This window comes from Vibrio sp. JZG120 (assembly GCF_053890955.1).
Map to the genome: position 1 here is coordinate 694,191 of NZ_JBSRRK010000001.1, position 13,394 is coordinate 707,584.

The 13,394-nt window shown below is 46.1% G+C and carries 13 protein-coding genes; 8 read left to right on the forward strand and 5 right to left on the reverse strand.

Annotated elements, in window-relative coordinates; translation table 11 throughout:
* Positions 1-77: 77 nt before the first annotated feature.
* Complete coding sequence (locus ACWPOD_RS02945; RefSeq protein WP_124007837.1) at positions 78-1,490, forward strand: coniferyl aldehyde dehydrogenase; 1,413 nt, start codon at positions 78-80, stop codon at positions 1,488-1,490.
* Positions 1,491-1,659: 169 nt separating this feature from the next.
* Here ACWPOD_RS02945 and ACWPOD_RS02950 read toward each other — a convergent pair whose 3' ends face one another.
* Positions 1,660-2,139, reverse strand: coding sequence for an aminoacyl-tRNA deacylase (locus tag ACWPOD_RS02950; RefSeq protein WP_006742302.1), 480 nt, complete (start codon positions 2,137-2,139; stop codon positions 1,660-1,662).
* Between the two features lie 157 nt (positions 2,140-2,296).
* Here ACWPOD_RS02950 and ACWPOD_RS02955 point away from each other — a divergent pair, with 157 nt between their 5' ends.
* From ACWPOD_RS02955 to ACWPOD_RS02970, 4 genes are all read left to right on the forward strand, one after another.
* Positions 2,297-3,838, forward strand: a complete 1,542-nt coding sequence (locus tag ACWPOD_RS02955) for a glutamate synthase-related protein (protein ID WP_167427445.1) — start codon at positions 2,297-2,299, stop codon at positions 3,836-3,838.
* A gap of 185 nt (positions 3,839-4,023) precedes the next feature.
* Entirely contained in the window at positions 4,024-6,195 is a 2,172-nt protein-coding gene (katG, locus tag ACWPOD_RS02960) for a catalase/peroxidase HPI (RefSeq protein WP_456231548.1), read from the forward strand.
* A gap of 177 nt (positions 6,196-6,372) precedes the next feature.
* Positions 6,373-6,825 carry a type II RES/Xre toxin-antitoxin system antitoxin gene (gene parS, locus ACWPOD_RS02965; RefSeq protein WP_006742299.1) on the forward strand — a complete coding sequence of 151 codons (453 nt, stop codon included), beginning with the start codon at positions 6,373-6,375 and terminating at the stop codon, positions 6,823-6,825.
* A gap of 1 nt (position 6,826) precedes the next feature.
* Entirely contained in the window at positions 6,827-7,297 is a 471-nt protein-coding gene (locus ACWPOD_RS02970; RefSeq protein WP_005376497.1) for an RES family NAD+ phosphorylase, read from the forward strand.
* A gap of 80 nt (positions 7,298-7,377) precedes the next feature.
* Here ACWPOD_RS02970 and ACWPOD_RS02975 read toward each other — a convergent pair whose 3' ends face one another.
* Complete coding sequence (locus tag ACWPOD_RS02975; RefSeq protein WP_167427447.1) at positions 7,378-9,228, reverse strand: acyltransferase family protein; 1,851 nt, start codon at positions 9,226-9,228, stop codon at positions 7,378-7,380.
* Positions 9,229-9,467: 239 nt separating this feature from the next.
* On the opposite strand from ACWPOD_RS02975, the gene ACWPOD_RS02980 reads away from it, so the two are divergent.
* Positions 9,468-9,743 carry a nitrogenase-stabilizing/protective protein NifW gene (locus ACWPOD_RS02980; RefSeq protein ID WP_005498697.1) on the forward strand — a complete coding sequence of 92 codons (276 nt, stop codon included), beginning with the start codon at positions 9,468-9,470 and terminating at the stop codon, positions 9,741-9,743.
* 119 nt (positions 9,744-9,862) lie between these two features.
* Here the strand turns inward: ACWPOD_RS02980 and ACWPOD_RS02985 are convergent, their stop codons facing one another.
* Positions 9,863-10,963: an alkene reductase gene (locus tag ACWPOD_RS02985; RefSeq protein WP_167427448.1), complete on the reverse strand. Its 1,101-nt coding sequence runs from the start codon at positions 10,961-10,963 to the stop codon at positions 9,863-9,865.
* An 11-nt stretch (positions 10,964-10,974) separates the two neighbouring features.
* Entirely contained in the window at positions 10,975-11,361 is a 387-nt protein-coding gene (gene gloA, locus ACWPOD_RS02990) for a lactoylglutathione lyase (RefSeq protein ID WP_167427449.1), read from the reverse strand.
* A gap of 210 nt (positions 11,362-11,571) precedes the next feature.
* On the opposite strand from gloA, the gene ACWPOD_RS02995 reads away from it, so the two are divergent.
* Both ACWPOD_RS02995 and ACWPOD_RS03000 read left to right on the forward strand, forming a co-directional pair.
* Positions 11,572-12,000: a PaaI family thioesterase gene (locus tag ACWPOD_RS02995; protein WP_045627353.1), complete on the forward strand. Its 429-nt coding sequence runs from the start codon at positions 11,572-11,574 to the stop codon at positions 11,998-12,000.
* Between the two features lie 26 nt (positions 12,001-12,026).
* Positions 12,027-12,416 (forward strand): MazG nucleotide pyrophosphohydrolase domain-containing protein, encoded by a 390-nt coding sequence (locus tag ACWPOD_RS03000; RefSeq protein ID WP_167427450.1) that lies wholly within the window; start codon positions 12,027-12,029, stop codon positions 12,414-12,416.
* 45 nt (positions 12,417-12,461) lie between these two features.
* On the opposite strand, the gene ACWPOD_RS03005 is transcribed toward ACWPOD_RS03000, so the two are convergent.
* Positions 12,462-13,337, reverse strand: coding sequence for a universal stress protein (locus tag ACWPOD_RS03005; RefSeq protein WP_167427451.1), 876 nt, complete (start codon positions 13,335-13,337; stop codon positions 12,462-12,464).
* Positions 13,338-13,394 lie beyond the last annotated feature (57 nt).

Consider the following 13,394-nt stretch of genomic DNA (forward strand, 5'->3'; position numbering starts at 1 on the left):
AGCGCTACAATAGTAACATTGTTGCGCTCGTGTTAATTTGGAGCGTCATTGGTTGAAACTAGGTTAGGAGAAGCATCATGAACGCAATCGCAGAGGTTGAAGTGGACAACCTGTTACAACAAAGCCTTGATCGCTTAAAAGCGGCGTATGCCGCCGAACCTTATCCTAGTTTGGATGAGCGTAAGCAGCGCCTTGTCTTGCTAAAACAAGCTCTGATTGCGAATAAACAAGCATTGGTGGAAGCGCTGAGTGACGATTTTGGTTATCGTTCCGAATTTGATACCGCCATGACCGACGTTTTGCCGACGGTCTCGCACATCAATTACACCATCAAGCAGCTAAAAAAGTGGTGCAAACCAAGTAAGCGTGAATCCGGTCTGTTGCTTGCTCCGTCGAAAGTGACTGTTCAGTATCAGCCACTCGGCGTGGTCGGGATCATTTCGCCGTGGAATTTTCCTGTCATTTTGAGCCTTGCGCCTTTAGTTACTGCTTTGGCCGCAGGTAACCGTGTGATGATGAAGCTCAGCGAATTTACGCCCAAAACCAATAAAGTCATCGTCAATATTTGTCGCGAGTTGTCTGAATATGTCGAAGTCTTTGAAGGAGAAGCGGACGTTGCACAATCCTTCAGTCAACTGCCATTCGATCATCTTTTGTTTACTGGCTCGACAAATGTTGGTCGCGCTGTGGCAAAAGCAGCGGCAGATAACCTGACTCCAGTGACGTTAGAGCTGGGCGGGAAATCTCCGGTGATCATTGCAGAAGATGCAGACATGAAGAAAACCGTTGATGCGATTTTGTTTGGTAAATGCATCAATGCTGGCCAGATTTGTGTGGCGCCTGATTACGCGTTTGTACCACAAGAACGCGTCGAAGAGTTCATCACGCTGTTCTTAAAACGTTTTGAAAAACTCTATTTGAAATCCAACAAGAATCAAAAGCTGACCCATATTATCAATCAACGACAGTATGATCGTTTGACTGCGCTACTTGAGGATGCCAAAGCTCAGGGCGCAAGCATCCATACTGTTGAAGCGTCACCTCAACAGGAAAGGCTTTTGTATCCTCATTTGATCACTGACGTGTCGAGAGATATGCGCATCATGCAAGAGGAAATATTTGGGCCATTTCTACCCATCAAGCCTTACAAAGCGGTAGATGAAGCGATTGACTACATTAATCAGCACCAGCGACCACTTGCGCTGTATGTTATGTCGGACAACAAATCGACCATCAGACATATTGTACGCAACACACACAGTGGCGGCGTCGGCATTAACGACACGGTATTACACGTTGGCGCTGAAGATGCGCCTTTCGGTGGCGTTGGTGAATCAGGCATTGGTCATTATCATGGAGTGGAAGGATTCAGAACCTTTAGCCACGCGAAAACCGTACTCCACACGCCGAAATGGCTACCAAGGACGGGGGCATTAATGCGTCGCAGAGCTATGGCGATAAAAGCGATTCAAAAGATATTTGTTCGATAGTGGTTGGATTGATAAAAACCGCCCAAACGGGCGGCTTTTTTGGTTTCTATGCGCTATAAATTGCGGATTACCAAAAGCCGAGAAGTTTCCACCATGCGCTGCCAATAGAGAAAGAAAGGCTCTTTTTGAAAGAGCCTTTTTCACGAAATGTCGACAGGTTTTTGGAAGTTTAATGCAGAACTTCACTGCTGAATCTTAAGTATTTGCAGTCGTTCATTAGCTCTTTAAATGCCTTTCTATCTAGCTTAATCAGAGTTTCATGATCGCCGGCTTCAAGATAGACATGTTCCAAGTTTGCTAATCTTTCATCACAAACGGTCGACATGTGGTAAGGACTACCAATCGGTGGAATCGCGCCGTGCTCACAATCAGTGAAGAGTCGGTAAACCATACGTTCTTTCACCAAGTGGAAAGTAGCGTTAAATTCATCGTTTAATCTCGACAAACTGATTTTGTTGTTGGCAGGTAAGACCGCCATCATATGATGCCCTTCATGATCCTCAAGAATGACGCCTTTTGCGATATTCATTAAAGGCACACCTGCGGCAACACCACTTTGTAGCGAGCTATGACTGTGGCTGTGATTCACGGTTTGAAAGTGAATGTTGTGCTCAGTCAAATATTCATCTAATCGGGTTGCAATCGTCATATAGCCTCCACGTGTATGAGACCCATAAAGAGTATAGGTGAGGCAAGCGACAATCGCGTATTTTACTCTGGTTTCGCTGACGCTCTTTCCGCTCCTGTTCTACGCTTATTGCAAGCCAGCGAGAAAGCGTGGTTAACAATAATAAACAGGGGGCAACATGAGCAAGCCAATCATCGCCGATAATAAGCCGATTAAAGTGAATCTAACCGAAGGGCAAGAATATTACTTTTGCCGATGTGGACGTTCTAAAAATCAACCTTATTGCGATGGGTCGCATTCGGGAACAGGCTTAAAGCCAATGAGCTTTACTGCGGAAAAAGATGAAGAGGCGTATCTCTGCCAGTGCAAGCATACCTCTAATGCCCCATTTTGTGATGGAACACATAAGCGTTTTTCTTCTGAGCAAGTCGGCAAAGAAGGCCCTGAGAAAAAACGAGAGAAAAGTGACAAACCGACTGCGTCCGCTACTCAAGAAGAACCAACCCTAGAGTTTATCCACCAGTTAGCGAGAGAAGGGCTCTCTAAACTCGGTCATCATGGTCCGATGGCTGCAATGGGGGTTCCTAGGCATTTGCTACCACATTGGGACGCTATACAAATCATGGTGGCGCAAATGGCGACACAACCGTTGTTGGAAGACGTTCCCGTATCAACTGAGTTGATTGTGGGGCCAAACGCACGTAAGCCGCTCAAACTTGCTATCCCTTTATTGGTATCGGACATGAGTTTTGGCGCACTTTCGGAAGAGGCGAAAATTGCGCTAGCAAAAGGTGCTGAGTTGGCAGGGACTGGTATTTGTTCCGGTGAAGGGGGGATGTTACCTGAAGAACAAGCTGCAAATTCGCGGTATTTCTATGAGCTTGCCAGTGCTCAGTTTGGCTACGATGAATCCAAGCTTCTTAATGTTCAGGCTTTTCATTTTAAAGGTGGGCAGGGCGCCAAAACAGGCACGGGTGGTCATCTTCCAGCAAATAAAAATGTAGGTAAGATCTCTCAGGTGAGAGGTATCCCCGAAGGCCAACCAGCAATCTCACCGCCAACATTTAAAGATCTTCATACTACTCACGATTTCAGAAAGTTTGCCGACAGAGTCCGTGGCATCACGGGCGGCATTCCAATTGGCTTTAAACTCAGTGCAAACCATATTGAGCAAGACATACAATTTGCGCTCGATGCGGGTGCCGATTACATAATCTTAGATGGTCGCGGTGGTGGCACGGGCGCGGCGCCAACTATGTTCCGTGATCATATTAGCGTGCCAACCATTCCTGCGTTAGCTCGTGCGCGTAAGTACTTAGATGAAAAAGGCGCAAGTGACCGCGTCACATTAATCATCACTGGTGGGTTGCGAGTTCCTATGGATTTTGTCAAAGCGTTGGCACTTGGGGCAGACGGAGTGGCGATAGCAAACAGTGCGATGCAATCGATCGGTTGCGTCGCGGCCCGGATTTGTAACACCAATAATTGCCCTGCGGGGATCGCAACGCAAAATGCCGATTTGAGGCAGCGTCTCGATATCGAAAAATCATCTCAGCAACTGAAAAATTTCTTCGAATCCTCGGTCGAGCTCATGCAAGTTATGGCAAGGGCATGTGGTCACCACGCTCTGAATGAATTTAGTCGCCATGATTTAGCGACCTGGGATCACAACATGGCGAGGCTGTCTGGGATCAAGTATTCAGGTATGGAGTTAAACTGATCTCTATCCATATTTTCTGCATATAGGTACATGTTTGATAACAATTATTTATTAGCCGAGATATGGAAATTTTGACTTGGCGTTAACTAAAAATTCAGTGTATGAACTACGCTGTTTGAGGTGGATATTCGATTTATTGAATAACAAAGAGTGGTTGCCACAACCACGATACGAAGGAGCATTATATGAGCAACACAAACGGCGGTTCGGTAGGTAAATGTCCAGTTATGCATGGTGGGCAAACATCTACAGATAAGTCGGTGATGGATTGGTGGCCGAATGCCTTGAACTTAGACATCCTGCATCAACACGACTCCAAAACCAACCCATTTGGCCAGGACTTTAATTACAAAGAAGAACTGGAAAAGCTAGATGTCGAAGCACTTAAAAAAGATTTAAAAGATTTAATGACTGATAGCCAAGACTGGTGGCCTGCCGACTGGGGACACTACGGTGGTTTAATGATCCGAATGGCATGGCATGCAGCGGGTAGTTATCGTATCGCGGATGGCCGTGGCGGTGCTGCTACAGGCAACCAACGCTTTGCTCCTCTCAACTCTTGGCCAGATAACGCCAACCTCGATAAGGCTCGCCGCCTTTTATGGCCCATCAAGAAAAAATATGGCAACAAATCAAGTTGGGCAGACCTGATTGTCCTTGCCGGTAACATGGCGTACGAATCCATGGGTTTTAAGACCTTTGGCTTTGCGTTTGGACGAGAGGACATTTGGCACCCAGAAAAAGACACTTACTGGGGCTCTGAGCAAGAATGGTTAGCCACAAGTGACGCTGATAACAGCCGCTACTCTGGTGAGCGAGATTTAGAAAACCCGCTTGCTGCGGTAATGATGGGTCTTATCTATGTGAACCCTGAAGGGGTAGACGGTAACCCAGATCCTCTCAAAACAGCACATGACATGCGAGTGACCTTTGCGCGAATGGCAATGAACGATGAAGAAACCGTCGCGCTCACAGCTGGTGGTCACACGGTCGGTAAGTGTCATGGTAATGGTGATGCCGCAAACCTTGGTCCAGAGCCCGAAGCCGCAGACGTGCATGAACAAGGTCTTGGCTGGATTAACCACAAAACGCGTGGCATTGGCCGTGACACGGTAACGAGCGGCATTGAAGGTGCTTGGACGACACACCCTACACAATGGGACTACGGATACTTCCACCTACTATTTAAGTACGATTGGGAACTGAAGAAGAGCCCAGCAGGTGCGTGGCAGTGGGAGCCAATCGACATTGAAGAAGAAGACAAGCCTGTCGATGTTGAAGACGGTTCTAAGCGCTACAATCCAATCATGACTGACGCCGATATGGCGCTCAAAATGGACCCTGAATATCGCAAGATTGCAGAAAAGTTCCAAAATGACCCAGCGTACTTTGATGACGTTTTTGCTCGTGCCTGGTTTAAGTTGACACACCGCGATCTAGGACCAAAATCATGTTATTTCGGACCTGATGTGCCAAGCGAAGATCTTATTTGGCAAGATCCAACGCCTGCAGGTAAGACAGACTACGATGTCGATTTAGTGAAAACAAAAATCGAAGCAAGTGGCCTATCCATTAGTGAGCTAGTAAGTACGGCGTGGGATAGTGCGCGTACTTACCGTGGCTCTGACCGCCGAGGTGGCGCAAATGGTGCGAGAATTCGTTTGGCTCCGCAAAAAGATTGGCAAGGAAACGAGCCAGAGCGTCTAAGTCGTGTTCTTGCTGTGCTAGAAAAAATAGCAGCAGAAGAGGGCTGTAGTGTTGCTGACGCTATCGTGCTTGCTGGTAACGTAGGTATTGAACTGGCTGCGCGTGCCGCAGGTCATGATGTTTCCGTACCATTCGCGCCAGGCCGAGGTGATGCCACCCAAGAGATGACGGATGTTGAATCGTTCGAAGTTCTTGAGCCTGTTGCTGACGGTTTCCGAAATTGGTTGAAGAAAGACTACGCGGTTAAGCCGGAAGAGTTGTTGCTCGACCGAGCGCAGCTTATGGGTTTGACAGCACCAGAAATGACGGTACTCATCGGTGGTATGCGCGTTCTAGGCAGTAACTACGGTGGTGGAAAAGAGGGCGTATTTACTGACCGAGTAGGCACTTTGTCGAATGATTTCTTCGTGAACCTTACTGACATGTCATATACGTGGCAACCGGTAAGTGCTAATCAGTACGAAATACGTGATCGTAAAACAGACCAAGTGAAATGGACGGCAACTCGAGTGGATCTTGTCTTTGGCTCAAACTCGATTCTACGTTCGTACGCGGAAGTGTATGCGCAAGATGATAATCAGGAAAAATTCATCCACGACTTCATCGCTGCATGGACGAAAGTCATGAACGCCGACCGTTTTGACTTGTAATAAGTCAAACGATGCAAATCGGTAGATGCGTAAACAAAGTTGATGAATAAGTAAGAGAGGCGGGCGCAAAGCTCGCCTTTTTCTTTACCTGTCTTTTTACTTTGATTGTTACTTTGATTGATAATTGAGCTCATTTGAACCATAATGACTAGACCATATGAACCATAGGAGCTTGATATGGCAACTGCAGCATTAAAAAGCTTTAAGCCGAAACAATCTCATAAAGCCAATTTCTGGCTTATGCTAGGTATTGAAGATGCTGAAACGGGTCGTATTGATGCGGTTCACAAAGGCTTTGAGCCCAAGGTATACCGGAACATTGTTGATCGAGTAAAGCTTTCTCAAAGTGAATTCCAACATGTGACACTGATTCCTGTTAGTACAATTAAGCGTCGTCTTAAAAATGATGAGCGTTTTAATACTCAAGAGAGTGATGCAATCTATCGATTAGCGATGTTATTGAAACTCGCGACAGAGTTGTTTGACGACGAAGAGCGCGCGTTAAAATGGATGAGAGAGAATGTGTACGGCTTAGGTGGAAAAAGGCCGCTAGACATGGTCTCGACCACGGTGGATTTTGAAATCGTCAAAGATTTGATCGGCCGTTTAGAGCACGGGGTGTTCTCGTAATATGAAGCTCTATCGTCTCACACAAAAGAAATTTGCTGACACGCCATTCAGCCCCGTTGGCGCAAAGTTGTTTGGAGGGCGATGGAACTCAAAAGGAACCGAAGCCCTCTACTTCTCTGAATCGGAATCCCTTTGCTCGTTGGAAGTGTTTGTTCACGTAAATAACGATCCAGCTATCACCAAACTGTACGATTTATATCGTATTGAAATGCCCGAATATCTCATCGCCACCTTAGATGAAGAAGATCTCCCTGTGACGTGGCGAGCAATACCGGCGAGCGAGTCTACACAGTACATTGGTGACCAGTTTCTCAATGACCCTCATCCCGAGTTTGCCGCACTGCAAGTGCCTTCAACGATTTCACCTCGTGATAAAAACTACGTGGTGAATCCAAATCATCCCAAAATGAAAGAGATCATTAAGAAAGCCGAAAAGCTCGATTTCGCGTTTGACCCACGCATTTTCAAATAAACGCGCTGGCTTTCTCTCGCTTTAAAATATTCAGCGCTTACCTGAGATAAGCGCTGAAGCATAAAAGCTTACTCTCTTGGTTATTGTCGGTCGTAAGTGAACTGTTGCGCTTCATTTGCACTATTGTGGTAATGCCCAAGCACCAACTCCGCACCTTTGTAAGATAAATGGCTGTCATCCGTATACATCGCGTTGTTCGCACCAACTTTCATTCGACATACTCCATTTCTGCAAATGGCATCGGTCAAGTCGACAAACTCAATGTGCTCAAATTGCTCAAAGTAGTTCACTAACTTCGCCACGTTTTGAGGGTGATGTCGCTTGGGAGAAAAATCGCATGCGGACTCTTTTGTCTCGCCAAACAAACGCGCTTTCCAAAGGCATTCTCCTACCGCAAAAGGTGCAGAAGGCGTTGGTCCGAAAACGACCACTTCTTTCCCTTCCAGTTCATTCAACAATCTAGTTAATGATGTCTCATAATCGGCTTGTGAAAGCTCTTTATTGAAGTTGGAAGAGATAACGACGCGACGAATAGAAGGGGTACGCAAAATGGTATCGACTGCCTGTTTGAAGAACTGTCGGCAAGAAATTGAGCCAGCATCTTTGATGATGTCGATATAACCGACCGCACAGGAATCTTGAGTAAGTTGCACCACGCCAGTTGGTGTTACTTCGGACAGACGCTTCACGTAAACCATGCTGTGACTATTGCCTAACACAGCGATGGTGGGCTGCGGCGCAGACGAGCACACATCGTTAACGTCGGTGTTGCCGTTGCAATCTAAACCGTAACCGTTGTTCACGCGCATGGCCTCGAAAAATGCACTTCTTTCTGGAAAACCACCGTTTTGATGACCAATAACGCCGAACGTCAGCAAGGGTAACGTCAAAACCGCAATAACCGCAGACACAGTGCGCATGCTCATGGCTTTTCGGCTGCGGAACGGCTTTTCAACAAAGCGCCAAGTGAAGTAAGACAGTATAAAAAGAGCGGCAATGTAAATCGGGATATTGACGTCTTGAGTTGCATCCAGCATGTAGCGGTAAAACACAAATAGCGGAATATGCCACAAGTACAAGCTGTAGCTGATTAAGCCGACGAACACGACCCATTTTAGGCTCAGCAATTTACCGCAGACATTGTCTTTAGAGGCAAACAAAATCACCAACGCGCTACCGATGACCGGCACCAGCAAAGTGATACCCGCGCCATCTTGCGATTTTTCAAACAAAAGCGCGGAAGCCAATATCAAAACGATGCCAATGGTTGCTAGAGTATCATTAGATTGAACTTGGACTTTTCTCATCACTAATGCGAGTAATGAACCGGTTGCCAGCTCCCAAGCACGAGAGAAGATCATGTAGAAGGCGAAATCAGGATCGTTGCTCGCATAGACAATAGTCATCAAACTCAGCGCAAATACCGCGACAAAAAAAGTCAGGAAAAACGCGTTTTTGCCACGAGCGAGTAGCATGAGTAGCAAAGGAATGACAATGTAGTATTGTTCTTCAACGCCCAAGCTCCAAGTGTGAAACAGCGGATTGGCTTGATCTTCTAAACCGAAGTAATTGTGGCCTTTTAAATACAGAAGAATGTTGGATGAAGAAAGAATAGAAGAGACTACGAACTGACCAACGTCTTTGTGTGCTTGTGGCAAAAACAGCCACCAAGACATCAAGTAGCTGACGGCAATCACCACCAGTAGCAGGGGAAGTATGCGGCGAATGCGTCGCTCATAAAAATCACCGAGGCTGAACTTCTGGTTTTCCAAATCGTTAATCACGATGGTGGTGATCAAATAGCCGCTGATAACAAAAAATACGTCGACGCCAATAAAGCCACCAGCGAACTGCTCAACTCCTGCATGAAACAAAATCACCAACGTGACAGCAATCGCCCTTAATCCGTCTACTTCCGCTCTGTAAGTCATATCGTGTCCCTCCAACATTCCGTTTAACGAAGTAGAGCAAAATATGAACCAAAAATAATGTTTATTTAAATCAGTGTCTTAAGGTGATTATTAAAATAAAAAGGTTGGGGAAATAACGAATTCCCAAATTGAATTTCAATATGGAAATTCCAGAAAGAGTGATGTTAGAAGCGCTAAATCAAAGAACGTAAAGCGCGAGACACATAAACTTCATTGAAAACGATAACGCTAAAGAAACGATGACAGAGAATACGATTCAGGAAAAAATTGCCAGCTTTACTTGTATCGAAGAAGCGTTGGATTACTTCGAAATCGAGTTTGATAGCCGATTTATCGAAAACAATCGAACCGAGTTGGTTAAGAGGTTTAACGGCTACTTAATCCTCACTAAACCGGATGATTGGTTTTCAGGCCGCCGCGCACTCAAAAACGCCTACTGTAAAGTACAACGCAGTTTACTAAGTAAAACGACGCGCTCTGCGTGCCGAGGTTGTACATCTTGTCAAAGACGTTAACCCTTGGTGGCTTGCCTAAAAAAGAACCCTGCATCTTGGCGTCACAGGGGGAAGAGCAAGGTTCTTTTGGGTTAGCTATTGGTTTGTCGTGAGTTGCGAATCAGCTTTACGCAGATGAATTAACCCGCATGATACGCAGGGTAGTCCACTAAGCCTTTTTCACCGCCGCCGAACAATGTGGCAGAGTCATGTTCTGCCAGTGGGTAGCCATGCTTGATGCGGCTTGGTAAGTCTGGGTTTGCAACAAACGGACGACCAAAACCGATCATGTCGGCTAAGCCACTTTCAATCGCGTATTGCGCCTTTTCTGCGTTGTAACGACCGGCATAGATCAGTGTGCCTTTATACGCCTCACGAACTGCGGTTTTAAAGGCGAGTGGAGTGTCTGGCGCGTCGTCCCAATCCACTTCTGCAATGTGAATGTAAACAACATTGAGTTTATCAAGCAGCGCAGCAGCAGCGGTGTAGGTGTCGACAGGTGTGCTATCAACGGTGCCGTTTAACGAAGTGAATGGTGCAAGGCGAACACCAACACGATCTGCGCCAATGGCTTGCGTCATCGCTTCGACCACTTCACCAAGAAAACGCAGACGGTTTTCAATTGAGCCGCCGTATTCATCGGTGCGGTTGTTCGCTTCAGAATCGATAAACTGGTTAACCAAGTAGCCATTTGCTGCGTGAAGTTCGACACCATCAAACCCAGCTTTTATCGCGTTTAATGCGGCTTGGCGGTATTCTTCAATAACATTCTTGATGTCTTGTTTGGTCATTTCACGCGGCTCAACCACGTCGACAAAGCCAGGTTCGTCAGTGCCATTGTCGATAAATACTTTCACGTTTTCCGCTTTAAGCGCAGAAGAAGAAATAGGTTGCTCGCCGCCGATGTTGTCAGGATGAGTCACACGACCAACATGCCATAATTGCGCGAAGATAACGCCGCGTTTCTCGTGCACTGCATCAGTTACTTTTTTCCAGCCAGCAATTTGCTCTGGGCTATAAATGCCCGGTGTCCACGCGTAGCCTTGACCCATTGGTGAAATTTGCGTGCCTTCTGCAACGATTAATCCCGCTTCGGCGCGTTGAGCGTAGTAGGTGGCCATCATGTCGTTGGCAACATTACCCGGTTGAGAGGCTCGAGAGCGCGTCATCGGAGGCATAACGATGCGGTTTTTTAATGAGAGAGAGCCAAGTTGAATCGGTTGAAATAATGCGTCTGTCATAGGAAACCTCGTTATTGTTTAGTTTGAATCAGTTCGATTGGGTAGCCGTCGGGATCTTTAATGAAGGCGATGTGCGTTTCTCCTCCTTTCATTGGACCGGGTTCGCGAGTGACGTTGCCACCAAGCGCTTTGATTTGTTCGCAAGCTGCGTAAATGTCTTCACACCCAAGCGCCATGTGTCCGAATGCGTTACCTAAGTCGTAACTGCCGGTATCCCAGTTATAAGTTAGCTCGATGGTCGCGCCATCTGGTTGATCAGGGCTACCAACAAACACCAGTGAGTAACGGTATTCTTGGTTTTCAAAACGATCCAAAACGCTCATACCCAGAACTTTTGTATAAAATTCGATAGATTTGTCTAGGTCAACAACACGGATCATCGTGTGGAGAAACTTCATAAGTCGCCTTTCATAACGTTGCGTAATCACGATGCAAACCTTATCGCCACTCTAAATAAACTGGAAATTATCGTTAATTATGAAAATGATTATTTAACGTTATGGATAATGAGGTTGTTGGCCCTACAACGTGCAAACAAAGATTACTCGCCGTTTCTTTTTAATAATTGGCATATGCTAATTACTCTTTTTACAAGCTGAGTACTTAACATGTCCGCAAACAGTCACTTTCATTCCACTCACGAATCTCATTATCAATGTGCGGTTTGTTCTTCAATCGATGCGAATCCGAACTCTTTGGCTGTGAACTACCAGTGCCTAGCCGATGGTTCTGTTGTCGGAGAGTTTCACGTTTTACCGCGTCATCAAGGTTACACCGACCTGTTGCATGGTGGCATTGCGAGTTCGCTGCTCGATGGTGCAATGACACACTGTTTGTTATTTAAAGACATTCAAGCCCTTACCGCGCAGTTGGATGTGCGCTACCATGCACCTATTGAGTTAGATGAGCACGTCACGATTACTGCACACTGTGAAGGTGAACGCCGCGGTATATATCAACTGGTGGCTCAATTACTGGTCAATAATGAAGTTAGAGTGACGGCAAAAGGGAAGTTTATTCGCCCTAAAGAGGCGTAAATAAAAACTCGTTCTACGGAGAGATAATGAAGAAATTTGATGAGTTGTACGCAATTGCGACGAGAAAATCTCAATATGACCAAACCAACACTTGGTTTAAAGGCGTAGAGACTTATCTGGAGGCCATTAGCAAAGAAGTCGATGAAGTCCGTGAAGAGATTCGTGAGGACCGCCTTTGTCATTTGGAAGACGAGTTAGGCGATGTGTTGTGGAACTATCTTAACGTATTAAAAGTGTTGGAAAGAGAAAAGGGCATAGATCCTGAGAAAGTACTCGAAAGAGCCTGCACTAAATACGAGCAGCGTGTATCTGCGATTGAATCGGGACGCAGTTGGGATGAGGTTAAACAGCAGCAGAAACAAGCCTTGAACGCGGAACATGAAGCCGCGCAGTTAGAGACCATGAAGAGCCAATAACTGCGCGTGATATTATTTAAGATGCGGCGGGATGGGGAAGCCTGATCAATCCTTCGTGCTATTGACGAGCAGCAGGTCACAAGGCGGTTGATCAAGTAACGTGTCTACAGTGCTGCCAGACCAAAATTGGGATGACATGCTTCGTTTACATGCGCCCATAATCAGAATTGCCGCTTGTGATTGCTTAACTGCTTTTGGTAACGCCGTTTCAGGGTTTCCTTCTGGCAGCAGTAGTGGTACTCGTGTTAACTTTTGCGCAGTAATAAAGTCCGTAATGCCTGCTTTTTGATTGCTCAAAATCTCTGCACGATAGCGAGATAGATAAGGCGCAACGTAGCGGCAGTAAACTAACGTCATTTTTCCGCTCAAGGTTTTTTCTAGCTTTGAGCCTCGCGATACGATGGCTCTATCTACGACTGATTTTGCATCTCCGCGATGAAGCGGATCTATCGCGCAAAGCATGTTGGCGTGAGAAGGCCATGAACGCTCACTTAATAGTAATAAATCACAATCGTTTTTTGCTAGCTCGGTGAGTAAGGTTTGAATTTCGTGCTTGTTAAAATGCCCCACGAGCAGTAAATCTGTGTGGTCGACAAGCCGTTTCGCGACTTGAGCAATCCAATGACTCCCTTTGAAATGCTCGTAAGAGAGTGTTGGCGTTTCAACTTCCTCTTCTTCACAAAGTTCGATAACGAAGTCTTTAAATTTTGATGTCCAAGCTTCAAACTCAGCTTGTCTCTTTTCTATATGGTCAGAGTTGAAACTAAGGAAATGCGCGAACGCGTGATCTTCACTCCGGCGGTGGTCTTCCACCAATACCACGATGGGTTGAGCCAGCGCTGTCGTAAACTGAATCACTTTACGAAGCACCTTACGACTTGGTAAGGCAGCTTGCTGAGTCAGAAAAAATACTGGTGCCATTGATTACTCCATTATCAAACGAGGCAAATGCGCCTAATGCACACTAAAAGTTTATAC

Bases quoted from the DNA above. Each gene is read 5' to 3' on its own strand.
- ACWPOD_RS02945 (WP_124007837.1), top strand. From the start codon at position 78: ATGAACGCAATCGCAGAGGTTGAAGTGGACAACCTGTTACAACAAAGC.
- ACWPOD_RS02950 (WP_006742302.1), bottom strand. From the start codon at position 2,139: ATGACGATTGCAACCCGATTAGATGAATATTTGACTGAGCACAACATT.
- ACWPOD_RS02955 (WP_167427445.1), top strand. From the start codon at position 2,297: ATGAGCAAGCCAATCATCGCCGATAATAAGCCGATTAAAGTGAATCTA.
- katG (WP_456231548.1), top strand. From the start codon at position 4,024: ATGAGCAACACAAACGGCGGTTCGGTAGGTAAATGTCCAGTTATGCAT.
- parS (WP_006742299.1), top strand. From the start codon at position 6,373: ATGGCAACTGCAGCATTAAAAAGCTTTAAGCCGAAACAATCTCATAAA.
- ACWPOD_RS02970 (WP_005376497.1), top strand. From the start codon at position 6,827: ATGAAGCTCTATCGTCTCACACAAAAGAAATTTGCTGACACGCCATTC.
- ACWPOD_RS02975 (WP_167427447.1), bottom strand. From the start codon at position 9,228: ATGACTTACAGAGCGGAAGTAGACGGATTAAGGGCGATTGCTGTCACG.
- ACWPOD_RS02980 (WP_005498697.1), top strand. From the start codon at position 9,468: ATGACAGAGAATACGATTCAGGAAAAAATTGCCAGCTTTACTTGTATC.
- ACWPOD_RS02985 (WP_167427448.1), bottom strand. From the start codon at position 10,963: ATGACAGACGCATTATTTCAACCGATTCAACTTGGCTCTCTCTCATTA.
- gloA (WP_167427449.1), bottom strand. From the start codon at position 11,361: ATGAAGTTTCTCCACACGATGATCCGTGTTGTTGACCTAGACAAATCT.
- ACWPOD_RS02995 (WP_045627353.1), top strand. From the start codon at position 11,572: ATGTCCGCAAACAGTCACTTTCATTCCACTCACGAATCTCATTATCAA.
- ACWPOD_RS03000 (WP_167427450.1), top strand. From the start codon at position 12,027: ATGAAGAAATTTGATGAGTTGTACGCAATTGCGACGAGAAAATCTCAA.
- ACWPOD_RS03005 (WP_167427451.1), bottom strand. From the start codon at position 13,337: ATGGCACCAGTATTTTTTCTGACTCAGCAAGCTGCCTTACCAAGTCGT.